This window comes from Vreelandella sp. EE27 (assembly GCF_968206495.1).
This window is the reverse complement of sequence record NZ_OZ309109.1, coordinates 1-22,998: the sequence shown is the minus strand read 5'-3', so window position 1 is coordinate 22,998 and position 22,998 is coordinate 1. Positions and strand designations below refer to the sequence as shown.

The 22,998-nt window shown below is 62.1% G+C and carries 19 protein-coding genes; 8 read left to right on the top strand and 11 right to left on the bottom strand.

Features of this window, described 5'->3' with window-relative positions; genetic code table 11:
* Positions 1-43: 43 nt before the first annotated feature.
* On the top strand, positions 44-715 hold the full coding sequence (gene rpiA / locus ACWHVV_RS00095; RefSeq protein WP_447927553.1) for a ribose-5-phosphate isomerase RpiA: 672 nt from the start codon (positions 44-46) through the stop codon (positions 713-715).
* On the opposite strand, the gene waaA is transcribed toward rpiA, so the two are convergent.
* From waaA to ACWHVV_RS00080, 3 genes are read right to left on the bottom strand one after another with little or no spacing between them, the layout of a single operon-like run.
* Positions 712-1,998, bottom strand: coding sequence for a lipid IV(A) 3-deoxy-D-manno-octulosonic acid transferase (gene waaA / locus ACWHVV_RS00090; protein WP_447927552.1), 1,287 nt, complete (start codon positions 1,996-1,998; stop codon positions 712-714). The two genes, rpiA and waaA, sit on opposite strands and share 4 nt — an antisense overlap.
* On the bottom strand, positions 1,998-3,428 hold the full coding sequence (hldE, locus tag ACWHVV_RS00085; RefSeq protein WP_447927551.1) for a bifunctional D-glycero-beta-D-manno-heptose-7-phosphate kinase/D-glycero-beta-D-manno-heptose 1-phosphate adenylyltransferase HldE: 1,431 nt from the start codon (positions 3,426-3,428) through the stop codon (positions 1,998-2,000). Before hldE ends, waaA begins: the two co-directional genes overlap by 1 nt.
* Entirely contained in the window at positions 3,425-4,513 is a 1,089-nt protein-coding gene (locus ACWHVV_RS00080; RefSeq protein ID WP_447927550.1) for a glycosyltransferase family 9 protein, read from the bottom strand. Before ACWHVV_RS00080 ends, hldE begins: the two co-directional genes overlap by 4 nt.
* On the opposite strand from ACWHVV_RS00080, the gene ACWHVV_RS00075 reads away from it, so the two are divergent.
* Positions 4,512-5,240 (top strand): 3-deoxy-D-manno-octulosonic acid kinase, encoded by a 729-nt coding sequence (locus tag ACWHVV_RS00075; protein WP_447927549.1) that lies wholly within the window; start codon positions 4,512-4,514, stop codon positions 5,238-5,240. The two genes, ACWHVV_RS00080 and ACWHVV_RS00075, sit on opposite strands and share 2 nt — an antisense overlap.
* Here the strand turns inward: ACWHVV_RS00075 and ACWHVV_RS00070 are convergent.
* Positions 5,222-6,328 (bottom strand): glycosyltransferase family 4 protein, encoded by a 1,107-nt coding sequence (locus tag ACWHVV_RS00070; protein ID WP_447927548.1) that lies wholly within the window; start codon positions 6,326-6,328, stop codon positions 5,222-5,224. The genes ACWHVV_RS00075 and ACWHVV_RS00070 overlap by 19 nt on opposite strands.
* Positions 6,329-6,420: 92 nt before the next feature.
* Here ACWHVV_RS00070 and ACWHVV_RS00065 point away from each other — a divergent pair, with 92 nt between their 5' ends.
* A complete protein-coding gene (locus tag ACWHVV_RS00065; protein WP_447927547.1) occupies positions 6,421-7,461 on the top strand; it encodes a glycosyltransferase family 9 protein in 1,041 nt (346 codons plus the stop codon).
* On the opposite strand, the gene ACWHVV_RS00060 is transcribed toward ACWHVV_RS00065, so the two are convergent.
* Positions 7,423-8,184: a glycosyltransferase family 2 protein gene (locus tag ACWHVV_RS00060; protein WP_447927546.1), complete on the bottom strand. Its 762-nt coding sequence runs from the start codon at positions 8,182-8,184 to the stop codon at positions 7,423-7,425. The genes ACWHVV_RS00065 and ACWHVV_RS00060 overlap by 39 nt on opposite strands.
* Positions 8,185-8,302: 118 nt before the next feature.
* Here ACWHVV_RS00060 and ACWHVV_RS00055 point away from each other — a divergent pair, with 118 nt between their 5' ends.
* Entirely contained in the window at positions 8,303-9,952 is a 1,650-nt protein-coding gene (locus tag ACWHVV_RS00055) for a sulfatase-like hydrolase/transferase (RefSeq protein WP_447927545.1), read from the top strand.
* Here the strand turns inward: ACWHVV_RS00055 and waaF are convergent.
* Entirely contained in the window at positions 9,942-10,988 is a 1,047-nt protein-coding gene (waaF, locus tag ACWHVV_RS00050) for a lipopolysaccharide heptosyltransferase II (RefSeq protein ID WP_447927544.1), read from the bottom strand. The two genes, ACWHVV_RS00055 and waaF, sit on opposite strands and share 11 nt — an antisense overlap.
* Positions 10,981-11,937, bottom strand: a complete 957-nt coding sequence (gene rfaD, locus ACWHVV_RS00045; protein WP_447927543.1) for an ADP-glyceromanno-heptose 6-epimerase — start codon at positions 11,935-11,937, stop codon at positions 10,981-10,983. The genes waaF and rfaD overlap by 8 nt, the downstream gene beginning before the upstream one ends.
* A gap of 107 nt (positions 11,938-12,044) precedes the next feature.
* On the opposite strand from rfaD, the gene glyQ reads away from it, so the two are divergent.
* From glyQ to gmhB, 4 genes are all read left to right on the top strand, one after another.
* Positions 12,045-13,004: a glycine--tRNA ligase subunit alpha gene (glyQ, locus tag ACWHVV_RS00040; RefSeq protein ID WP_447927542.1), complete on the top strand. Its 960-nt coding sequence runs from the start codon at positions 12,045-12,047 to the stop codon at positions 13,002-13,004.
* The gene (gene glyS / locus ACWHVV_RS00035) at positions 13,005-15,068 is read left to right on the top strand and encodes a glycine--tRNA ligase subunit beta (protein WP_447927541.1); all 2,064 of its coding nucleotides are present in this window, start codon (positions 13,005-13,007) and stop codon (positions 15,066-15,068) included.
* 174 nt (positions 15,069-15,242) lie between these two features.
* On the top strand, positions 15,243-16,034 hold the full coding sequence (locus ACWHVV_RS00030; protein ID WP_447927540.1) for an RIO1 family regulatory kinase/ATPase domain-containing protein: 792 nt from the start codon (positions 15,243-15,245) through the stop codon (positions 16,032-16,034).
* Positions 16,031-16,597, top strand: coding sequence for a D-glycero-beta-D-manno-heptose 1,7-bisphosphate 7-phosphatase (gene gmhB / locus ACWHVV_RS00025; RefSeq protein WP_447927539.1), 567 nt, complete (start codon positions 16,031-16,033; stop codon positions 16,595-16,597). Before ACWHVV_RS00030 ends, gmhB begins: the two co-directional genes overlap by 4 nt.
* Positions 16,598-16,701: 104 nt before the next feature.
* Here the strand turns inward: gmhB and gyrB are convergent, their stop codons facing one another.
* From gyrB to dnaA, 4 genes are all read right to left on the bottom strand, one after another.
* Positions 16,702-19,122: a DNA topoisomerase (ATP-hydrolyzing) subunit B gene (gene gyrB / locus ACWHVV_RS00020; RefSeq protein ID WP_447927538.1), complete on the bottom strand. Its 2,421-nt coding sequence runs from the start codon at positions 19,120-19,122 to the stop codon at positions 16,702-16,704.
* 39 nt (positions 19,123-19,161) lie between these two features.
* On the bottom strand, positions 19,162-20,265 hold the full coding sequence (gene recF / locus ACWHVV_RS00015; protein ID WP_447927537.1) for a DNA replication/repair protein RecF: 1,104 nt from the start codon (positions 20,263-20,265) through the stop codon (positions 19,162-19,164).
* A 102-nt stretch (positions 20,266-20,367) separates the two neighbouring features.
* Complete coding sequence (gene dnaN / locus ACWHVV_RS00010; RefSeq protein ID WP_447894765.1) at positions 20,368-21,471, bottom strand: DNA polymerase III subunit beta; 1,104 nt, start codon at positions 21,469-21,471, stop codon at positions 20,368-20,370.
* Between the two features lie 63 nt (positions 21,472-21,534).
* Entirely contained in the window at positions 21,535-22,998 is a 1,464-nt protein-coding gene (gene dnaA, locus ACWHVV_RS00005; RefSeq protein WP_447927536.1) for a chromosomal replication initiator protein DnaA, read from the bottom strand.

Genomic DNA, 22,998 nt, shown 5'->3' with positions numbered 1-22,998 from the left:
GCGTTATACTGACGCCGCCCTTACACTGCCCCGGAGCCCCCTTATGACGCAGGACGAGCTAAAAGCCGCCGTTGCCGACGCCGCCATCGCCGAGATTACCCCGCACCTCGAGAAAGAGACCGTGCTGGGCATCGGCACCGGCTCGACGGCGAACCTGTTTATCGACCGCTTAAAGCCGCTTCGCGACCGTTTCAAAGGCGCCGTGGCAAGCTCGGATGCCTCTAAAGCGCGCCTCGAGGCGCTGGGCATCGAGGTGTTCGAGCTCAACGATGTCGGTGACGTACCTTTCTACATCGATGGCGCTGACGAAGTGAACGCTCACTTTCATATGATCAAGGGCGGCGGCGCGGCGCTCACGCGTGAAAAGATCGTGGCCGCCTGCGCCAAGCGCTTTATCTGCATCGCCGATGGCTCCAAGCGCGTGGACACCCTCGGCGAGTTTCCGCTGCCGGTCGAGGTGATTCCCATGGCGCGCTCGTTCGTCGCGCGAGAGCTTACCAAACTCGGTTTCGAGCCGGTCTACCGCCAGGGCGTGGTGACGGATAACGGCAACCAAATCATCGATTGCTTCGAGGTCCAAATCACGGACCCGGTCGAGATGGAAACACGCATCAACGCCATCGTCGGCGTGGTCACCAACGGCCTGTTCGCCGCCCGCGGCGCCGACGTGCTGCTACTCGGCACTAAAGAGGGCGTAAAGCGTAGTGAGCGCTAACTCAAAAGCTCATCGAGGCCGTCCAGGGTGCGTTTAAGCGCGCCCTGATTCGCCCGGATGACGGCTTTGCCCGCTTCGCCGCGTGCCCTGGCAGCACCTGGGTCGGCGAACAGGGTTTCGAGCGCCTCTGCCAGCGCCTCGAAGGTGGCGACCTGGGTGAGCGCGCCCGCCTCGAGTAGCGGCGCTGCCACGTCGTCGAAGTTCTCGAGCGACGGCCCGCTAAGCACCGGCAGGCCGAGCGCGGCGGGTTCGAGCACGTTGTGCCCGCCCAGCGCCACCAACGAGCCGCCCACGAACGCTATATCCCCCGCCGCGTAAAGAGTGGCCAGTTCGCCCAGGGTATCGCCCAGGTAAACCTCCACGTCGTCGGTCACGCCCGCCTGCGCACTTCGCCTGGCCGTTGTGAAGCCCTGGCGCTTGCAAAGCGTGGCGACCTCGTCAAAGCGCTGCGGGTGGCGGGGTACGAGGATTAAAAGCGCTTCTGGATAGCGCTTTTGCAACGCCTGATGGGCGCTTAGCAACAGCGCCTCTTCGCCGTCCCGGGTCGAGCCCGCCACCCACACCGGGCGCTGACGCTCACCAAAAAGTAAGCGCTTACTCTCTTCCAACCCCCTTTCATCGATAGAAACGTCAAACTTGAGCGAGCCCACCACGCTAGTGCGCCCGGGCATGCCCAGGGCGTGGAAACGCTCGGCATCGCCTGTGGATTTGGCGGCAAGCCAGGTGACGTTTGAAAGCGCGGCGGCCATCAAGGGTCGAATACGTTGGTAGCGCGCCAGCGCCTTTGCGGAGAGCCGCCCGTTGACCACGGCCACCGGCACGCCCTGCTTTTGGCAGGCGTGGAGCAGGTTGGGCCAGAGCTCGGTTTCGAACATCAAGGCAAGCGCCGGGCGTAGGCGGGCGACGAACCGGCGGGCGGCGCCGGGAAAGTCCAGCGGTAGAAAGCGGTGAGCCAGGCGCGCCTTGAGCAGCTCGGGCTGGGCGTCGATCAGCGTTTGGGCTTGCTTTGCGCCGGTGGCGGTCATGGTGGTGATCAAAAGCGTATGACGCGGGTAACGCGCCAGCAGCGCCTCGATCAGCGCGCGCGCGGCGCGCACTTCCCCCACGGAAGCGCAGTGCAGCCAAATGCGCGGCGCCGGGGGGAGCGCGCCAAGACCCAGGCCAAGACGCTGGCGGCGCGGGTAAGTGGGCACTTGCTCACGCCAGACCCGCTTTAATATCAGCGGCGAGAGCGCGTAGAGCGCCGCACAGTAGAGCCCCCTGGCAAGCCCGGGGCGCTTCATCAGCGCTCGCGCTCGAGGATGGTGTCGATCATGGCCGAGGTCGATACGCCGTCTTCGAAGCCGAGCACCTTCACTTCGCCGCCGTTTTCGAGCACGGCCGTGCTTCCGGCGATCTCCTCCGGGCGGTAATCGCCGCCCTTGACCAGAATATTGGGGAGCACGGTTTCGATCAGCGCCGCCGGGGTGTCCTCGCTAAAGGGCACGACCCAGTCCACCGCGCCGAGCCCCGCGAGCACCTGCATGCGCCGCTCGAGCGGGTTGATGGGCCGCTTGGCACCTTTCAGCCGGCGGATCGAAGCGTCGTCGTTGACCGCCACGATCAACCGGTCGCCGAGGCGCCTGGCCTGCTCCAGGTAGCTTACGTGGCCCGCATGGAGGATATCGAAGCAGCCATTGGTCATCACCACCCGCTCGCCGCGCTGGTTGGCGGCGCGCACCGCCTTGACCAACGCCTCGCACTCGGTCACGCCGAACTCGGCAGGCTTGTCGCCGTACTGGGCGCTGGAAAGCTCCTCCACGCTGAGCGTGGCGGTGCCGGGCTTGGCCACCACCAGCCCGGCCCCCAGGTTGGCGAGCATCATGGCATCCGGCAACTCGCTACCGGCGGCCAGCGCCAGCCCCATCAAAGCGATCACGGTGTCGCCGGCGCCGGTGACGTCGAACACTTCTTGGGCGCGGGTGGGCAGGTGAAGCGCGGGGTGATCCTTGCGAATTAGCGTCATGCCTTTTTCGCTGCGGGTAATCAAAAGCGCATCGAGTTCGAGCTCGGCGCGCAGTGCCTCACCGCGGCGCTCCAGGGCTTCGTCGCTTTCGCATACGCCCACCACCGCCTCGAATTCGGCCAGGTTGGGGGTAATCAAACTCGCCCCGCGGTAGCGGGTAAAGTCGGTGCCCTTGGGGTCAATCAAAACGCGCTTGCCGCGGGCCCTGGCCATGGCGATGAGTCGCTCGACCTGGTTGAGCGTGCCCTTGCCGTAGTCCGAAAGAATCATCACCTCGGCATCGCCAAGGGCACCGTCCACCTGGCCGAGCAGGTCGTCGGTCTCCACGCCGGCAAGCGACTGCTCGAAATCGAGCCGGATCAGCTGCTGGTTACGGCTCATCACCCTTAACTTGGTAATCGTGGGGAGCCGCGGGCTCACCTGGAAGTGAGTGCTTACATTGGCGCTCGCCAACTGCTCTCTTAAAAGCGCGGCGTGTTCGTCGTCGCCCACTACGCCGGCAAGCGCGGTTTGCGCGCCGAGCGCGGCCACGTTGAGCGCCACGTTCGCCGCCCCGCCCGGCCGGTCGTCGGCCCCTTCCACGCGGACCACCGGGACCGGCGCTTCCGGGGAAATACGCGAGGTGTTGCCGTGCCAGTAGCGGTCGAGCATCACATCGCCCACCACCAGAACGCGGGCGTGCTGCAAAGTGGTTAAATCGACTTTCATCCAATGACCCCGTTGTGGTGGGTAGCAGTGTGCTCGAGCAGCGCGTCGAGCTTTTTGATCACCTCGTCGGTGCTGATCAGATCCATGGCGTCGGCGTGGCGTACCCGCTGCCCCCAGCTGACCTCATCCACCGATTTGTTCAGATAGGTACGCACCGCTTGCGGGTAGGCGTTGACGGCGAACTCTTTCCACAGATACGGCGCGGCGCGCTGGGGGTTGGTGGTGGCGTAAAGCCCAAGCGTCGGCGTGCCCAGAGCATTGCCCATGTGGGCCGGACCGGTATCCGGGGCGATCACCGCGCGGGCCTGGTCGATCAGCGCCAGTACGCCCTTGAGCGATGTACCGCCAATGGCGTTGACGACGCTGCCCTTCTTGCAAAGCGCTTCGATCGCATCGCCCATTTCACGCTCGGCGGCGCTGCCCCCACCGGTGAGCACGCTTATAAGGCCGTGGTACTGGTAGGCGTGATCGATCACGCTGGCGTAGCCCTTGACCGACCAGTTGCGAAAGTTTCGAAGCCTTGCGTTGCTGCACGGGTTGATCACCAGGTACGGCGCCTGGCCTGCCAGCGCCTGGGCCTCCTCGTAAGCGGTCGGGGGAATCGCCAGATTCCACTCCAGCCGGTCGTCCTCCACGCCCAGCGCTCGTGCAAAGTCCATGAACGACTCGAGCACGTGGGGATGGCGGCGCGGGGTAAGCTGGTGCTGGGTGAACCAGTGCTGGCAGTCCTTGGCGCGGGCCTTGTCATAGCCCAGCCGCACGTCGGCCTTGAGCCCGAGCGACAGCACGCTTGCGCGGATCGCCTGCTGCATGTGCAAGAGCACGTCGAAGCGGGTATCCGCGAGGGTGCGCCAAATCTTGCGCATGCCCGCAAGGCCGGTCGCCTTGTCGAACACGATAAATTCGACCCCGGAAAGACCCGACAGTAAACTGTGCTCGCCCTTGCCGATGATCCAGGTGATGCGCGCCTCGGGCCACTGGCGCTGCAAGGCGCGCACCGTGGGTACGAGATTGCACACATCTCCCAGCGCCGAAAGGCGTAAAATGGCAATATGGCGAGGATTCTTGGGCAAAGAGGGCTTCATGCGCTTAGCGGCACTCCAGCAGAAAAATTGGCTGATTCTACACGATGTAGACAGTTTAAGTGACGACACCTCGCCACACCAACCTGGGCCCGCGCTCTTCGACGGCGACCAGTGGCGCCGCCAGGGCCATGTCGTGGGCGAGGCGCCGGGGCGCGGCAGTAGCCTGTTCCTTCGCGCCGGCGATGAGCAGTGGGTGCTGCGCCCGTACCGGCGCGGCGGGCTGATCGCCCGACTCAGCGAAAAGCGCTACCTGTGGCTGGGCGCCGAGCGCACCCGCGCCTTTCGCGAACTGCGCCTTACCGCCGCGCTTTATGACCAGGGCCTGCCGGTGCCCCGCCCCATCGCCGCTGGCGTCACCCGCAAGGGTGCAAGCTACGAAGCCGCGCTGATCACCCGGCGCATTCCCGGCGCCCGGGCGCTTGCTTCGCTTCTCGCCGAGAACACCGCCAGTGAGGCGCTACTGGAAAGCGTGGGCGCGATGATCAAGCGCTTTCACCTGGCCGGGCTCGACCACGTGGATCTCAACGCGCGCAATATACTGATCGACGCGCAGCATACGCCCTGGCTGATCGACCTGGACCGCTGTCGGCTACGCCCGCCGGGGCGCTGGCAGGCGAGTAACCTCGAGCGCCTTGCACGCTCGATGGCCAAATTCATGGCCTCTCCCGATACCGCCATGATGGCCATCGCCGCGGGCTATGACCACGATCAAGCCAGCGCGTCGTAGTAGCCCATGAGCTTTGTGACGTGGCGCTTGTTGCTGTAGTGCTGCTCGACGCGCTGCCTGGCCGCCGCGCCCATGGCCTTGCGCCGCGCCTGGTCGTCGATCAGCGCCGCCATGCCGTCGCGCCAGCCATCGACATCGAAAGGATCGACCAGCACGCCCGAAGACGGGTCGACCAGCTCGGGCAGCGAGCCGGTATTGGCGCCGATGATCGGCAACCCGCAGGCCATGGATTCGATGATCGTTAGACCAAACGCCTCGTTTTCCGACGGGATACACACCAGATCGAGCACCGGGAGAATCTCGGTCAAATCGCTGCGGTGGCCCAAAAAGCGGATTTTTTCGGCAAGCGGGGTGTTCTCGATCATCGCCTGGAGCTTTGCATAGAAATGCTCGGTGCCGCCGGAGGCGTAGTCGGTGCCGCCAATCGAAACGGCGAAAAACGCGCGCTCCGGGGGAAGCTTCAAAAGCGCCTGAACCCACACGTCCTGGCCCTTACCCGGCGTTACTCGCCCGGGCAGGCCAATGGCCACCGCACCTTCGGGAATGCCGAGCTCGCCGCGTTTGGCGCTGACCGCGCCGGGGGTTCGAGCCGGATGATACTTGTCGATATCCACGCCGTGGGGCAGGCAGATGATACGCTCCCGCGCCAGCGGCAGGTTCTTGACGTTACGCGCGTGGGTGGCCTGGCTAATCGAGAGCACGCGGTCCACGCTTGCGTAGGCGAAGCGGTGATAGGGGCTTTTCTTGGCCCGCTGGCCGCCGACGTGGTCGGTGTACAAAACGCGAATGCTCGGCAGTAAAAGCCTCAAAAGCGAGGTCAGGCGCAAATCGCTCGATTTATGGCAGTGAATCACCCGGACGTTTTCGTCGATCAGCCAACGGCGAATGCGCAGCGCGCTTTTGAGCGCCTGCGCGTTGCTCTCGAACGCCAAAAAGGTGACGCCATTGCGCTCGAAGTAGGTCTCGATTCGAGTCTCGCGCAGGCACAGTCCGATGACCTCGACCCCGGCCTCGAGAAGGTCCTCGATCACCCGGTCGACATAAAGCTCCATTCCTCCTTTGCCATCGGACATGCAAAGTTGTAGCACTTTCTTCGCCATCATCGCCCCGCTAAACGCGCCGTTAAACAAGTTCGTCGTTGTCTTGTAGTATACAGGCTGCAATTAACCGGGTATTCATCATGGCGCAGAAAGTGCTGGTCGTGCGTAACGACAAAATTGGCGATTTTATGCTGGCCTGGCCGGCCCTTGCCTGTCTCAAAAGCGCCACTCCCCAACCCCACGTCACCGTGCTGGTGCCTGCCTACACCCAGGCATTGGCCCAGGCTTGCCCCTGGGTGGACGAGGTCATCATCGACCCGGGCCCACAGGGCGACAAGAGCGCCCAAAAGGCGCTGCTCGAGGCCATCAAGGCCGCGCGTTTCGACGCCCTGCTGACACTTTTCTCCACTCCTCGCGTTGGCATGCTGGGCTGGCGGGCGGGCATACCGCTACGCCTGGCGCCGGCGACCAAGTGGGCGCAAATTTTCTACACCGACCGCATCACCCAGCGTCGCTCGCAATCGAAAAAAACCGAGTACCAGTACAACGTGGACCTGGCCTGCGCGCTTTTGGAAAAGCTCTCGCTCAAGCTGCCCCGCCTGCCCGCCCCGCCCTTCTGGCCACTGGACGACGCCCTACGCGCCCACGCGCGCCAGGCGCTGGTCGGCCAGGAAAACGCTTTCGCGATCGTGGTGCATCCGGGCAGCGGCGGCTCGGCGGTGAATCTCACCACCGCGCAGTACGCCGCGCTGGTGCGCCAGGTAGATGAACAAGTAGACGCCGCGCTTTGCTGGCGAGTGAGCGCCGGCCCCGGTGAAGAACCCCAGGCTCAGGCGCTGGTCGAACTGCTCGCCCGGGAAGACATTAGCGCCGCGCGCCTGGCGCCCAGCGAGAGCGTCAAGGCGTTTGCGCTACAGCTGGCCGGGGCCGACATGCTGATTGCCGGTTCCACCGGGCCGCTGCATATCGCCGGCTGTTTGAATATCGCCACCGCCGGGTTTTACCCGGCCAAACGCTCGGCCACGCCGCTTCGCTGGCAAACCTGCAACGCCGCCGATAAACGGCTGGCCTTTAGCCCGCCGGAAAACGCCGATAGCCAGGACATGGCCGCCATCGATATCGACGCGGCGGCTGCCGATATTTCAGCGCTTGTCCGCACCCGGCTGATGGCGCACCCATAGCGCGGCGTACTTGTTGAAGGTGGAGTGCGCGGAGAGAATAGCGAGTAGCAACCCCTGGCGGCCGTCCAAAAACCCTGCCTTGAGCAGGTACATCTTGATGAAGCAGCCCAGCCCATGCGCCACGCCCTGGCCGATGGAGGCTTTTTTGCCCAGGGCTGCGCGCTGCTCGGCCCAGGCATCGGCGTAGTGGGCGGATTTCTCCAGGTAGTGGCGCACGTCGCGGTAGGTGTAGTGCAGTAGATCGCCGTTTAGCGGCTCGACGCTGAGCGCCTCGGGCACCACGAGTTTTTCGTGTACAAGTGCCGCGTTATAGGCGGCCTGGCCTTTGGGGTAAAGGCGCAAAACCCGGTCCGGGTACCAGCCACTGTGGCGGATGAAACGGCCAAAGCACCAGGAGAGCCGACTCAGGGCGTACACCGCCGGCGGCGCCTTGACGGCGTTTTCGATGCTTTCGCGAAGCTCATCGGTGACGCGCTCGTCGGCGTCTATCATCAGGATCCAGTCGCCTTGCGCCAGCGCCTCGGCGCGCTGACGTTGAACGCCAAAGCCTTGCCAGTCGGCGTTCACGTTGACATTGTCGGTGAACTCCCGGGCGATGGCGCACGTCTCATCAAGGCTTCCGGCGTCGAGAACGACGATCTCATCGGCCCAGGCCAGGGTTTCGAGGCAAGCGCGAAGGTGATGCGCTTCGTTTTTGACGATCAGTACAGCGGAAATGGCCACAGGTCACCTTTGCCAGGTACGGGGTGTTAATCGTTGCCGGCCGGGAATCTGCCACCCGCACACAACACATTTGCTAAGCTAGCATACTCATTTGATTCACGATGGAAAGGGATATGGCATGGCGTGGATAAGGACCTATCGACTCACCCCTTGGCTGCCGCTTATGGTTCTAGGGCTAAGCCTTGGCTACGCCGTGACGGTTGTAACGCGCCTGCCCTGGTGGACGCTTTTCATCATTGCCGCCGTCTGGATCGGCGCGGGGCTCAAACTTCGCTGGGGCAAGCCCCGGCGGGCACGCTATCGCGCCGTATGGCCCTGGTCGCTGGTTCCCTTGAGCCTTCTGGGCATTTACGTCTACCTGGCCGATAGCTTTGGCAACGTGGATCTGGGGGCGGTGTTTTTCCACCTGCAGGCGGGCATCACCAACCACGGCGGCGGCGGCAAGGTCGTCATCGCCGTGCTCTATACGCTGACGATGGTCGCGGTGCTTGCCTCGGTGACCTGGATGGCCCGTCACGACCAGCGCTGGCGGCTTGCCGAGCGTTTTTTCGCGCTGGCGATCCTCGCGATCAACCCGCTGCTTTATGGTTTGGGCCAGCGCAGCGCGGCCATCGTCACCGACGATGGCGAGTGGCTCGACCGGCGCTACACGCCGCCGCCGCAGGTCAGCCAGAGCGACCCACCCAACCTGGTGCTGATGTACCTGGAGAGCCTGGAGCGTACCTACGGCGACGAACGCTTTGGAAATGCCTACGCCGACTTGGAGGCGCTGGGCGAGCGCGGGATGGTCTTCGAAGGGGTGCGCCAAATGGAGAACACCGGCTGGACCATGGCCGGCATGATCGCAAGCCAGTGCGGTGTGCCCTTGATGCCGGCGGGGCTTTTGCACGACACCCAGTTCGAGCCGCTACAGCAGGTAGTGCCCGGGGTGGAGTGTTTGGGCGACGTGCTGGCCGGGCAAGGCTACCGGCTCAGTTATCTGGGTGGGGCCAGCTCGCAGTTTGCCGGCAAAGGGCTTTTTTATCGCGGCCACCAATTCCAGACCGTCAAAGGCAAGGAGGAGTGGGTCGAGGAGCTCGATAACCCGGAGTACATCAATAGCTGGGGCGTTTATGACGACACGCTTTACGATCAGACCGAGCAGGAGATACGCCGTTTGAACAGCGAGGATGACGGCCCCTGGGCAGTGGTCAATCTAAGCCTGGCTGGCCACGCCCCCCACGGCTTTCCTTCGCAAACCTGCCTCGACCGCCAGGGCGAGTTCGACGGCCAGGATATTCTCTACTCGGTGGAGTGCTCGGCCTGGCAGGCGCGGGAGCTGATCGAGCGCCTGGACGATCAGGGCCTTTTGGACAATACCCTGGTCGTGGTGTTGAGCGATCACTTGACCATGCGCGTCTCGGTGTGGGACCAGCTCACCGCCCTCGACCGGGACAATACCCTGATCATGCTGGGCGATCACATCGAGCCTCAACGCATTCGGCGAAACGCCACCATGCTCGACGTATTTCCCACCCTGCTGGAAGCGATGGGCCTGCCTTTAAAGGAGCACCGCGCGGGGCTTGGCGTGTCGCTATTGGGCGACCGCTCGACGCTTGCCGAGGCCCACGGGCTGGAGGTACTCAACGAACGCCTGCGTGAAGAGACCGCGCTTCAACACAGGCTTTGGGAAGGTTTGACCCCGCAACGCCGCGCCGCGTCGACGCCGTCCGAGCAGGCCCTCGAAAGGCCGGACGCCGCGACCAGCAACGCGGACCTCAACCGCTGACGATAACGTTGGGCGCGCCTTCGTGAGCTGCGTGCAGCGCGTTATAAACCCGCTGTTCGGTCAAATGGTTCAAGCAGTTGGTGTGGCCCAGCGGGCAGACGCGCTTGAAGCAGGGCGAGCACTCGAGCCCCAGGTAGTGGATCGTCGCACTGTCGGTGAGCGGCGGCGTATAGCGCGGCGACGACGAGCCGTAGAGCGCGTGAATCGGCACGCCCACGGCGGCGGCTACGTGCATCAGCCCGGAATCGTTGGTCACCACCTGGCGGCAGTCGGCGAGCAAATCCACCGCATCCGCCAGCGCCGTCTGCCCGCACAGGTTGTAAATGTGGGGAAGATCGCGTTTGATTTCTTCGCCCACCGCATGATCCTTTGGCCCGCCGAAAATGCGCACCTCGAACCCGTCATCGATCAAGCGCTTGGCCAGGGCGTGAAAATACGCCGGCGGCCACTGCTTGGCCGGGCCATACTCCGCGCCCGGCATCATTCCCACCGCCGGGCGCGACGAAAGCGCAAGCTTCAAACGCAGGTTCACCAGGTTGTCTAAATCCACGTCGAGGCGCGGCGGGGTAATCGCGAAATCGCCGTTTAGGGCCTGCTCCTGGGGCAAGCCCAGCGAGACGAAGCGCTTCACGGTCTGGTCGAGCACCGTTTTGTCGAGCTTACGCGCCTCGGTCAAAAGCCCGTAGCGGTACTCCCCCAAAAAGCCCACTCGCTCGGGGATACGGGCCAAAAACGGTACCAGCGCGGCCTTCCAGGAACGGGGCAGCACGATGGCCGTATCGAACCGCCCGCGAAGCCGCGCCGCCAGTTCGCGGCGGCTTTTCAAACCAAACTCGCCGTGGCCCGCCGACAGCGCCAACACTTCATCGACCTGGGGCATACGCGCAAGAATCGGCTGCGACCAGCCGGGGGCGACCACGCCAAGCGTGGCGCCCGGGTAGCGCGCCTTGAGTTCGATAAAAAGGCTCTGGGCCATCACCATGTCCCCCACCCAGGAGGGACCCACGACCAAAAGCCGCTTGGCGGTGTTAGCCATTGAGCCACTCCAGGTAGGCTTTCACGCCCTGGGCGACGGTCTTGAACTCCACGTCACACCCGGCTTCTCGAAGGCGCTCGATATCCGCCCGGGTGTAGCTCTGGTAGCGGCCCTTGAGCTCTTCGGGGAAGTCGATGTAGTCGATCTGGCCCTTGCCGTAGTAGTCGATCACCGCCTCGCCGATCGCCTTGAACGGCTCCGCCCGGCCGGTGCCCAGGTTGAAAATACCCGAGACGCTCGGGTGATCCAGAAACCACAGGTTTACATCGACTACGTCGCCGACATAAACGAAATCGCGGCTCTGCATGCCGGCCTCGAACCCATCGTGGGCGCCAAAGAGCTTGAGCGTCTCGCCCGCGCTCACCTGGCGGTGGTTATGAAACGCCACGCTCGCCATCTTGCCCTTGTGTTGCTCCCGCGGGCCGTACACGTTGAAGTAGCGAAACCCGACGACCTGGGTGGCAAGCGTCGGCATACGCGCCCGTACGTGCTGATCGAACAGCAGCTTCGAGTAGCCATACACGTTGAGCGGCTTCTCGAACGACGGGTCCTCCTTGAAGACCTCACTGCCACCGTAGGTGGCCGCGGAGGAGGCGTACAACAGCGCCACGCCGTGCTGCTCGCAGTACTCCAGCAACACCTTCGAGTACTCGAAGTTGTTTTCCATCATGTACTGACCGTCCCACTCGGTGGTGTCCGAGCAGGCGCCTTCGTGGAAAACCGCCTCGATGGCGGGAAGGTCGTTGGGCTCGCCGCGTAGTGACGCCTTGATCTCGGCGATGAAGTCGTCCTTGTCGCGGTAGTCGAACAGCGTGCAGTCGACCAGATTGACGAACTTGGTGCCGTCCGACAGGTCGTCGACTACTAAAATGTCGGTGCGTCCACGCGCATTGAGCGCTTTTACGATATTGGCGCCGATAAATCCGGCTCCACCGGTCACTACGATCATAAGATCTCCTTCAAAAGCGCTCTGGTTGGCTTTGGTGCCTATAACCCATCTGCTTGGGATTGTATACTTGACGGCTTCTGAATTCATGGCCAATGGTGCTTTTTGCGATGAGTGTCTCGACGAACCAATCGACACCGGATGTGTCGACCTTTCAAGGCTTGATCCTTGCGCTGCAGCAGTACTGGGCGGAACAGGGCTGTGTGATCCTCCAGCCGCTGGATATGGAAGTGGGCGCGGGAACCTTCCACCCCGCCACCTTCCTGCGCTCAATTGGTCCGGAGACCTGGAACGCCGCCTACGTGCAGCCTTCAAGGCGCCCCACCGACGGGCGCTATGGTGAAAACCCCAACCGCCTGCAGCACTACTACCAGTTTCAGGTGGTGATGAAGCCTTCGCCGAGCAACTTCCAGGAGCTTTACCTTGGCTCGCTCAAACGCCTGGGGCTCGACCCGCTGATCCACGACGTTCGCTTCGTCGAAGACAACTGGGAGTCCCCTACCCTCGGCGCCTGGGGGCTTGGCTGGGAAATGTGGCTCAACGGTATGGAAGTGACCCAGTTCACCTACTTCCAACAAGCCGGGGGGATCGAGTGTTACCCGGTCACCGGCGAGTTGACCTACGGGCTCGAGCGTATCGCCATGTACCTGCAGGACGTGGACAGCGTGTACGACCTGGTGTGGGCGATTGCCCCGGACGGCAGCCGCGTCACCTACGGCGACGTCTACCTGCAAAACGAGCGCGAGCAGTCGACCTATAACTTCGAGCACGCCGACGTCGATCACCTGTTCGCCAACTTCGACCACCAGGAGCAGGAGTGCCAGAAGCTGTTGGCGGCTTCACTGCCGCTGCCCGCTTACGAGCAGGTGCTCAAGGCCTCGCACACCTTCAACCTGCTGGATGCGCGCCACGCGATCTCGGTCACCGAGCGTCAGCGCTTCATCTTGCGCGTGCGCACGCTGGCCCGCGACGTGGCCCACGCTTATTTCGAATCGCGCAAGGCAGCAGGCTTCCCGATGGCCTCCGAGGCCCTTCGCCGTGAACTACTAGACGACCAGGGAGACGCATAAATGGCCGCTGATACGCTACTACTCGAGCTTGGCGCTGAAGAACTGCCGCCGAGCGCCCTGGATGCGCTGTCGGACGCGTTCGCCTCGGGAATCGAAAAAGGGCTTACGGATGCCGAGATCGGCTTCGAGAAAGTAATCGCCTACGCCACGCCCAGGCGTTTGGCCGTGCGCGTCGAGGCGCTGGCCGACAAGCAGCCCGACCGCGAAGTCGAAAAGCGCGGCCCGGCATTGGCCGCCGCCTTCAAGGACGGTGTGCCCACCAAGGCCGCCGAAGGCTTCGCGCGCTCCTGCGGGGTCAGCGTGGACGAGTTGATTCACCTGGAAACCGACAAAGGCACCTGGCTTGGCTTTCGCGAGCACCAGCCCGGCGAGAGCGTCCAGGACCTGCTGCCGGCGCTTCTTCGCAAGACGCTGACTACCCTGCCGGTGCCCAAGAACATGCGCTGGGGTGCTTCCCGTGTCGAGTTCTCGCGCCCGGTTCACTGGCTGTTAGCGCTTTACGGCAGTGACGTGATCGCCGCCGAGGCGCTGGGGTTGGAGGCGAGCCGTACCACCTACGGCCACCGCTTCCACGCCCCGGATGCTCTTCAGCTCGCGCACGCTGACGACTACCTGGCCACCCTGGAGAACGCCTATGTGCTGGCGGATCGCACCAAACGGCGCGAGCGCATCCGCGAGCAGGTGCTGGCCGAAGCCGAGGTTCACCATGCCAACGCCGTCATCGACGAAGACCTGCTGGTAGAAGTAAGCGGTTTGGTCGAGTGGCCCGTCGCGCTGACCGGCACCTTCGACGAACGCTTTTTGAAAGTACCCGGTGAGTGTCTGATCTCGTCGATGAAGGCGAACCAGAAGTACTTCCACCTGCTGGACGACGACGGCGCGTTGAAGCCGCTGTTCATCACGGTGTCCAATATCGAAAGCCAGGACCCACAGCAGGTGATCGCGGGTAACGAGAAGGTGATTCGCCCGCGCCTGGCGGATGCGGTGTTCTTCTATGATACCGACCGCAAACAGAGCCTGGCCTCGCGCATTCCCCAGCTCGAGCACGTGGTGTTCCAGCAGCAGCTCGGCACGCTTGCCGACAAGGTACGCCGCAGCACCGCGATTGCCACGTTCATTGCCCAGCAGATCGGCGGTGATACCGGCCATGCCCAGCGCGCCGTGGCGTTGGCCAAGTGCGACCTGGTGACCGAAATGGTGCTCGAGTTCCCCGAGCTTCAGGGCATCATGGGCCGCTACTACGCCGAGCAGGACGGTGAACCCGTCGAGGTCGCCCAGGCGCTGGAGGAGCAGTATCTGCCCCGCTTCGCTGCGGACGATATACCGCAAAGCCAGGCGGGCAAGGCGCTGGCGCTGGCCGACCGCCTCGACACGTTAGTGGGTATCTTCGCCATCGGTCAGCGCCCCACCGGCGCCAAGGACCCCTTCGCCCTGCGCCGCGCCTCCATCGGCGTGCTCAACATTCTGGTCAAAGGTGAGCTCGACCTGGATTTGGGCGAGCTTTTGAACGTGGCCGCCGAACAGCACCGCGAGCTCGCCTCGGCGGAACTGGTCGACGACGTTCTGACCTACATGCTGGACCGCTTCCGTGCCTGGGGTCAGGAAGAAGGCATTACCGCGGAGATGTACCTGGCCGTACGCGCCCGCCCGGTGACCAAACCGCTGGATTTTGCTCGCCGCTTGCACGCGGTGAAGGCGTTTACCCAGCGCGAAGAAGCCCAGGCGCTGGCCGCCGCCAACAAGCGCGTCTCTAATATCCTCAGCAAACAAGACTTCGACGGCAGCACCGCCGTGGAAGAGACACTGTTGCAGGAAAACGCCGAGCGCGCGCTATTTGACGCCGTTTCCAAAAGCCAGACCCAGGTCGCGCCGCTGTTTGCCGCCGGCGACTACCAACGTGCGCTGGATACATTGGCAACGCTCAGGGCGCCGGTCGACACCTTCTTCGATGACGTCATGGTCATGGCCGATGACCCGGCGATCCGCCAAAACCGTTTGGCGCTTTTGGCAAGCCTGCAGGCGCTCTTCCTCGAGGTGGCGGATATCTCGCTTTTGCCTCAGTAAAATCCCGGCGCTCGTATTCAAGGGGACCTCGGTCCCCTTTTTTTATGATACTTGTTAGGGCAATAACGGCGTGCAAAACACGCTGTTTCACGTGAAACACTTAGCGTATCTTGCTAGGTTAATAGAGTTCGCGAGCCGTTGAAGGCGCCGCCCACGCTCGAAAAAGAGACCCCGATGTACGAAACGTTTTTAAAGCAGACCTACCCGGACCAACAGGCGTCCATGGCTGCGCATACAATCGATGGCGAAAAGGTATGGTTAAAGCGGGCGGCGAAACGCAATTCGCGGCTCGCCTACGCGCCGCTCAAACTTTTAGCCGGACTCACCAGGATCGAAGCGCTCAAGCCCGTTCCCAACCTGGGCGGCGAACAGAGCATTCAAACCGAAGTGGCCAGGCTACAAGCGCTGGACGCAGCGGGCTTCAACGTTCCCACCGTGCTGGCCGCGGATGACAACGCGCTGCTTCTCGCCGATGCTGGAACCCCGCAGGCCCCCGCCACCACCCTGCTCGATGCGCTCAAGCGCGCCTCGACACAAGCCGAGGTCGATTCGCTACTCACCCTCGGCCTCGACTCATTGGTCGATCTTCACCGCCACGACGCCTACCTAAGCGAGGCCTTTGCGCGCAACATTCTCATCACTGAAGGCAAAGTGGTCTTCATCGATTTTGAAACCGACCCGGGCCAGGTACATACGCGGGTTAACTGCATGGTGCGCGACTGGTACTGCCTGATATTCTCGCTTTACGGCAAACTGCATAAGTCACCGCTTGCGCGCGAGCGGTTGACGCCGGCGTTCATTGCCGGGCTCGAGAACGAACGCGAGGACGTCGTCAGCCAGTTCAAGGCGATGCTGCCTGCCCTGCTGCGCCTGCGTAAAATCCCCTTCAAGCGCCTGGGCGGCGACGGGCGCAAGATCGATGTCACCCTGCGCTCGCTTACGGCCTTACACGAGCACTTCTCATGAGCCCCACTCTGCCCGTATCAGCAAGCAAACTGGTGATCCTCGACCGCGACGGCGTGATCAATCACGACTCGGATCACTACGTTAAATCCCTCGATGAGTGGGTCGCCTACCCCGCCTCGATTGCCGCGATCGGCGAGCTTACCCACGCTGGCTTCACCGTGGCCGTGGCGACGAACCAGTCCGGCCTGGCCCGGGGCTATTTTAGTGAGGCGACGCTTGCGGCCATGCACGACAAGCTCACTCACTTGGTCGAAAACGTGGGCGGCACTATCGCCCACATTGCTTACTGCCCTCACGAACCCGCCGACGATTGCACCTGCCGCAAGCCGCTGCCCGGCCTTTTGCAACAAATTCAGCACGCGCTGAATCTTGAAAGCCTAAAAGGCAGCTGGATGGTGGGCGACAGCCTGCGCGATCTTCAAGCCGGTGTTGCAGTAGGCAGCCAGCCGGTGCTCGTAAAAACCGGCAAGGGGGCACGAACGCTCGAGAAAGGTGAGGGGCTGGAGAACGCCCAGGTATTCGATGACCTGGCGGCGTTTACCCGGTGGCTACTCGCCGCTTAAGGCGTAACAAAGGATGGAAGCCGCAGAATCGCAGGTTCAAAACATAAAAAAACGCCGCGCTAAGCGCGGCGTTTTTTTGCTCATGTTTCACGTGAAACAAAGCGCTAGATATCGAGGTTAGCGACCAGCGCGTTGGTTTCGATGAAATCACGGCGAGGCTCGACTTCGTCGCCCATTAGCGTGTTGAACATCAAATCCGCGGCCACGGCGTCTTCGATGGTCACGCGCAGCATGCGGCGGCTGTCGGGGTCCATGGTGGTTTCCCATAGCTGGTCCGGGTTCATCTCGCCAAGACCCTTGTAGCGCTGTACCGAGAGCCCTCGCTGGCCTTCGTTCATCAGCCACACCAGCACCTCGGAGAAGTCTACAACGGGCTTCTTGCGCTCACCGCGGGCGATAAAGGCGCCCTCTTCCAGCAGATTGTTCAGTGTTTCGCCTAGTGCCGACATGGCGCGGTAATCGGCGCTCTCGAAGAAATCGAGCCCCCACACGTACTCGGTGGTGACACCGTGGGCGATGAGCGACACCGTGGGCAGCAGCAGGCCACGCTCGCTGTCTTCCTTGAGCGCGAAATGGTAGCGCGGCCCGCCTTCGTAGGCCACCCGTTCGTCCATGGCGGTTTGCAGCTCGGCAATCCAGTTCTCCATGGTGACCCGATCCTTCAGGCTGGTTTCGCCTTGAAGGGCGCTTGCGTGTACCGCCTGACGCAGCACTTCGATCGGAAATACTCGGCCCAGGCGGTCGATACGCTTCATCACATTGCGGTACTGATTCACCAGTGCTTCGAGCTGAGAGCCGGTAATCGCCGGCGCATCGGCATTGACGTGAAGTCCCGCACCATCGAGCGCCGTGGTGGTCAGGTAGTCGATCATCGCCTGCTCGTCTTTCAGGTAGAGCTCTTGCTTGCCGCGCTTGATCTTGTAAAGCGGCGGCTGGGCGATAAACACGTGACCGCGCTCAATAAGTTCCGGCATCTGGCGGAAGAAGAACGTCAACAGCAGCGTGCGGATGTGCGAACCATCGACGTCGGCATCGGTCATGATGATGATCGAGTGATAGCGAAGTTTGTCCGGGTTGAACTCTTCGCGGCCGATCCCACAGCCAAGCGCGGTGATCAGCGTACCGACTTCCGCCGAGGAGAGCATCTTGTCAAAGCGTGCTTTCTCGACGTTGAGGATTTTACCCTTGAGCGGCAAGATGGCCTGGGTGCGACGGTCACGCCCCTGCTTGGCGCTACCGCCGGCGGAGTCACCCTCCACCAGGTAAAGCTCGGACTGGCTGGGATCTTTCTCCTGGCAGTCGGCGAGTTTGCCGGGCAGACCCGCAATATCCAGCGCCCCTTTACGGCGGGTCATGTCACGCGCCTTGCGCGCCGCTTCCCGGGCCCGGGCAGCATCGAGCATCTTGTTGACGATCGCTTTCGCCTCGTTGGGCTTTTCGACCAGGTACTCGGCCAGCAAACGGCCCATCTCCTGCTCGACCGCCGTTTTCACCTCGGAGGAGACCAGCTTATCCTTGGTCTGCGAGGAGAACTTGGGATCCGGCACCTTCACCGAAATGATCGCCGTCAAACCTTCCCGCGCATCGTCACCGGCCGTGCTGACCTTGGCTTTTTTCAGCAGGCCTTCGGTTTCGATATAGTGGTTCAAGGTACGCGTCAGCGCCGCACGGAAGCCGGCCAGGTGCGTACCACCGTCGCGCTGGGGAATATTATTGGTATAGCAGTAAATGCTTTCCGTGAAGGTATCGCTCCACTGCATCGCGACTTCCACCTCGACACCATCATCACGGATCGCGTTGAAATGGAACACCGGGTTCAGCGTCGACTTGTTCTGATTAAGATGCTCGACGAAGGCTTTCAAACCGCCTTCGTAGTGAAATAGCTCTTCCTTGCCGCTGCGCTCATCCATTAAACGAATGGCAACGCCAGAGTTTAGAAACGATAGTTCACGTAAGCGCTTGGCAAGAATGTCGTAATGAAACTCGATATTGGCGAAGGTATCGGTCGAGGGGCGAAAGTGCACACGGGTGCCGCTTTTCTCGGTTTGACCTACAACGCCCAGCGGTGCCTGGGGCACGCCATGCCTGTAGAGCTGCTCGAATACTTCACCCTGACGCCATATGGTCAGTTTGAGCTCTGCCGAGAGCGCGTTGACCACCGATACACCCACACCGTGCAGTCCGCCGGACACTTTGTAGGAGTTGTCGTCGAACTTGCCACCGGCGTGGAGCACGGTCATGATGACTTCCGCCGCCGATACGCCCTCTTCTTCATGAAGCTCGGTAGGAACGCCTCGTCCGTTATCGCTAACGGTAATGGACTCGTCCGGGTGGATTACCACGCGAATCTCGCTGCAGTGGCCCGCCAGAGCTTCATCGATGGAATTATCCACCAGCTCGAAGACCATGTGATGCAGTCCGGTGCCGTCGTCGGTATCACCGATGTACATACCGGGGCGCTTGCGTACCGCATCGAGCCCTTTGAGCACCTTGATGCTTGATGAATCGTAAGCCTGCTCGCTCATTGACCACTCCGTCGTGAAGTCTGTCTCGTTCCGTGTCATCTACCCGGCTGAGGCCAGCCGGCCGATCCCATTATCGTCATGTTTCACGTGAAACATCTTTATTTGGGTCGCCGGTTGCCAAAGCTCGCTTAGCGCTTGTGGGTCGACGCTGGTAATAAATACCTGGCACTCCATCTCTTCCAACAACTCGCAAAAAAGCCTGCGGTGCTGATGGTCGAGCTCTGCCGGTAAATCATCTATCAGATAAATACATTGCCGCTTGGCGCTGCTTTCCAGAAGCCGCCCCTGGGCCAGTTTTAGCGCACTGACCACCAGCTTCTGCTGGCCTCTGGAAAGCACCTCGATGGCGGGCTGCTTATTGAGCCTTATGCGCAGGTCCGCGCGCTGCGGGCCCTGCTGGGTAAACCCCATTTGCTGATCGGTCTCGCGGCTGGCTTTCAACACCTCGGCCAAAGAGCGCTTGGCATCCCACCCACGGGCGTAGCGCAGTGATAGCCCCTTGGTCGGCAGCAGCCGTTTTAACGTCTCTTCGAATACCGGTAGAAAAGCGTTGAACCAGGTTTGCCGCAGCGCGTCCATCCGCTCGCCGGACTCACAAAGCTCCTGCTCCCACACGGCGATTTCAGCATCGGTTATTCTACCACGCCTTAGCAGTGCATTCCGATGTTTCACCGCGCGCCGGGCACGCTTCCAAGCGGTCAAAAAGTCGTGTTTCACGTGAAACACGCCCCAATCCATGAATTCGCGTCGCCCGGCAGGAGATCCTTCGAGCAGGCGAAACGCATCCGGGTTGATGAGCTGCAGTGGCATGGCATCGACCAGCTCTGCCAGGCGTACGTCCTTTTGCCCGCGCAGGCGCAGCTCGAGCTCGCGCTCGGCCCGCAAGCGGCGCACCCCAAGGGCTACCTCCGGGTCACCGGCCAAACGCCCGTAGAGCGTCATGGCGGCGGCCTCGAACTGAATGGCGTGCTTGAGCTGGTGGGTGCGAAAGGAACGGCCCATACCCAGAATATGAATACCTTCCAACAGGCTCGTCTTACCGCTGCCGTTTAGCCCGTGAATCAGGTTGACGTGGGGCGACGGCGCCATATCCACTGGCGCAAGATTACGAATGCCTTGCAGATTGAGCTGGGTCAGGCTCATTAACGGGGTTCGCCTTTACTGCCGGGGGTCATGGAAAAGCGGCGCCTTCTTCAAAGGCGCCGCATCGTGAACTAAAGCGAGGTTTCACTCGTTCAGGAACCATCAAAGCCGCATGGGCATGACCACGTACAGCGCATCGCCGCCGCCGGGCTCTTCCAACAGCGCGCTGCTGTTGGGGTCGGCCAGGGTCATCTGCACGCGCTCTTCGTCGAGTACGGAAAGCACGTCGACCAGATAGCCGACGTTGAAGCCGACCTCCATGGCGGGTCCGGTGTACTCGATGGCCACGTTCTCCTCGGCCTCTTCCTGTTCCGGGTTATTGGCCATGACCTTGAGGTTGCCCTCTTCAAGGTAGAGGCGCACGCCACGGTACTTCTCGTTGGAAAGAATCGCGGTACGCGAGAGGACCTGTTTGAGTTCGGCGCGCTCGGCAATCAATACCTTGTCGCCGTTTTTCGGCACGACTCGCTCGTAGTCCGGGAACTTGCCGTCGATCAGCTTCGAGGTAAAGGTGAAATCACCGGTGTGGGCACGCAGATGCGTGGCACCCAGGGTGAGGCTGACCGGCTCGTCGCTGTCGTCGAGCAGGCGCGAAAGCTCCAGGATACCTTTTCTGGGCACGATCATTTTCTGACCCTGCTCGATGTTGACGTCGGTTTCCCGCGAGCACATGGCCAGGCGGTGTCCGTCGGTTGCAACGGCGCGCAGCAGTTGGCTCTGGATATCCAGCAGCATGCCGTTCAGGTAGTAGCGTACGTCCTGCTGGGCCATGGCGAAGGACGTCGATTCGATCAGGTGCTTGAGCGTGCCACGCGGTACGCTGAGCTCCTGGCTGCCTTCGCCATCTTCAATATTGGGAAACTCGGCCACGGGAAGCGTCGAGAGCGTAAACCGCGAGCGGCCGCTGCGCAGTACCGCCCGCCCCTCCTCTACCGCTAGCTGAATCTCGGACTGATCCGGCAGAGATTTACAGATATCCATCAGCTTGCGTGCGGGGACGGTCGCGCCGCCTTCCTGGTCCACCTGACTTGCCACCGTGCGGCCGACCAGCTCGACTTCGAGGTCGGTACCGGTCAGCGCGACCTGGTCCCCTTCGACCTGGATCAGCACGTTGGAGAGCACCGGCAGCGTTTGACGGCGCTCGACCACGCCCGCAACCAGCGTCAGGGGACGTAGTAACGCCTCTCGGGAAATTGAAAACTTCATCACTACTCCAGGTTAAATGGTCGTCAGCCGCATCTGGCTTTTTAAGTGGATTTTTACAAAGCCTTAACTGGTGAGCAGGCGCATGAGGTTTTTGTAATCCTCGCGGATATCCGCACTCTCTTCCTGCAGGGTCTTTACCTTACGACAAGCGTGCAGCACCGTCGTGTGATCGCGCCCGCCAAAGGCGTCACCTATTTCCGGCAGGCTGTGGTTGGTCAGCTCCTTGGCCAGCGCCATCGCCACTTGCCGGGGCCTGGCCACCGAGCGCGAGCGCCGCTTGGAGAGCAGATCCGCCACCTTGATCTTGTAGTACTCCGCCACCGTGCGTTGAATGTTGTCCACGCCGACCTGCTTGTCCTGCAGCGCGAGCAGATCCTTCAGCGATTCGCGAATGAAGTCCTGGGTGATGGGCTTGCCCATGAAGTGCGAATCGGCGATGACTTTCTTGAGCGCGCCTTCGAGCTCGCGCACGTTGGAGCGAATTTTTTGCGCGATGAAAAAGGCGGCGTCATGCGGCAAATCGACGCTGGCTTGATCGGCCTTTTTCATCAGGATGGCAACCCGGGTTTCGAGCTCCGGTGGCTCGATGGCAACGGTTAGCCCCCAGCCAAAGCGGGACTTCAAACGCTCTTCGACCCCGTTGATCTCTTTGGGGTAGCGGTCCGAGGTCAAAATCATTTGCTGGCCGCCTTCCAAAAGCGCATTGAAGGTGTGGAAAAACTCCTCTTGGGAGCGCTCCTTACCGGCAAAAAACTGGATGTCATCGATCAACAGCGCATCGACGCTGCGATAGAAGCGCTTGAAATCGTTGATGGCGTTGAGCTGTAGCGCCTTGACCATATCCGCCACGAAGCGCTCGGAGTGCAGATACACCACGCGAGCGTTTTCCCGCTTTCCGGCCAGGGCGTTACCTACCGCGTGCATCAAGTGGGTTTTACCCAGGCCCACACCACCGTACAAAAACAAGGGGTTATAGGCACCGCCGGGGTTTTCCGAGACCTGGCGCGAGGCCGCTCGGGCCAGCTGGTTCGACTTACCTTCGACGAACTTGTCGAAGGTGAAATTGGGGTTGAGCCCGCTGCCGTGCTTGAGGCTGCCCTCGACCTGCACCTGGCGCTCGTTGCCGCGCTTGTTTTGAGGCTGTTCGCGCAGGGTTTCGATTTCGCGTTCGTCGGCGATATCGCCGCGCGGCGGCGTATGTACCGCCGGTGCGGAAGGGCGCTCAGGCGCGGCGGAGACCGGGTTACCCAGATCCCGGGGCTGGGGCGTTGCCGCGGCGCGACGGCTGCCGACGGTCAAACTCACTTTAGGCGGTTTGGCCGGGGCGAGCTCGCGGATCAGCTCGCTAATGCGTTTGGCGTATTTATCGCTCACCCAGTCGCGCACGAAGCGGTTAGGCGCCAACAAACATAGCTCGTTGGCGCCCCCTTCTTCGGCCTGCAAGGGGCGAATCCATGTATTGAACTGCTGGGAGCTTAGTTCGTCCTGCAGATAATCCAGGCACTGCTGCCAAAGCGCGAGTGACAC

Excerpts from the sequence above, each read along its gene's own strand:
- ACWHVV_RS00065 (WP_447927547.1), top strand. The coding sequence starts at position 6,421 with ATGGCGCAGAAAGTGCTGGTCGTGCGTAACGACAAAATTGGCGATTTT.
- glyQ (WP_447927542.1), top strand. The coding sequence starts at position 12,045 with ATGAGTGTCTCGACGAACCAATCGACACCGGATGTGTCGACCTTTCAA.
- hldE (WP_447927551.1), bottom strand. The coding sequence starts at position 3,428 with ATGAAAGTCGATTTAACCACTTTGCAGCACGCCCGCGTTCTGGTGGTG.
- rfaD (WP_447927543.1), bottom strand. The coding sequence starts at position 11,937 with ATGATCGTAGTGACCGGTGGAGCCGGATTTATCGGCGCCAATATCGTA.
- recF (WP_447927537.1), bottom strand. The coding sequence starts at position 20,265 with ATGAGCCTGACCCAGCTCAATCTGCAAGGCATTCGTAATCTTGCGCCA.
- ACWHVV_RS00055 (WP_447927545.1), top strand. The coding sequence starts at position 8,303 with ATGGCGTGGATAAGGACCTATCGACTCACCCCTTGGCTGCCGCTTATG.
- ACWHVV_RS00030 (WP_447927540.1), top strand. The coding sequence starts at position 15,243 with ATGTACGAAACGTTTTTAAAGCAGACCTACCCGGACCAACAGGCGTCC.
- dnaN (WP_447894765.1), bottom strand. The coding sequence starts at position 21,471 with ATGAAGTTTTCAATTTCCCGAGAGGCGTTACTACGTCCCCTGACGCTG.
- waaA (WP_447927552.1), bottom strand. The coding sequence starts at position 1,998 with ATGAAGCGCCCCGGGCTTGCCAGGGGGCTCTACTGTGCGGCGCTCTAC.
- ACWHVV_RS00080 (WP_447927550.1), bottom strand. The coding sequence starts at position 4,513 with ATGAAGCCCTCTTTGCCCAAGAATCCTCGCCATATTGCCATTTTACGC.
- glyS (WP_447927541.1), top strand. The coding sequence starts at position 13,005 with ATGGCCGCTGATACGCTACTACTCGAGCTTGGCGCTGAAGAACTGCCG.
- gyrB (WP_447927538.1), bottom strand. The coding sequence starts at position 19,122 with ATGAGCGAGCAGGCTTACGATTCATCAAGCATCAAGGTGCTCAAAGGG.
- waaF (WP_447927544.1), bottom strand. The coding sequence starts at position 10,988 with ATGGCTAACACCGCCAAGCGGCTTTTGGTCGTGGGTCCCTCCTGGGTG.
- rpiA (WP_447927553.1), top strand. The coding sequence starts at position 44 with ATGACGCAGGACGAGCTAAAAGCCGCCGTTGCCGACGCCGCCATCGCC.
- ACWHVV_RS00075 (WP_447927549.1), top strand. The coding sequence starts at position 4,512 with ATGCGCTTAGCGGCACTCCAGCAGAAAAATTGGCTGATTCTACACGAT.
- gmhB (WP_447927539.1), top strand. The coding sequence starts at position 16,031 with ATGAGCCCCACTCTGCCCGTATCAGCAAGCAAACTGGTGATCCTCGAC.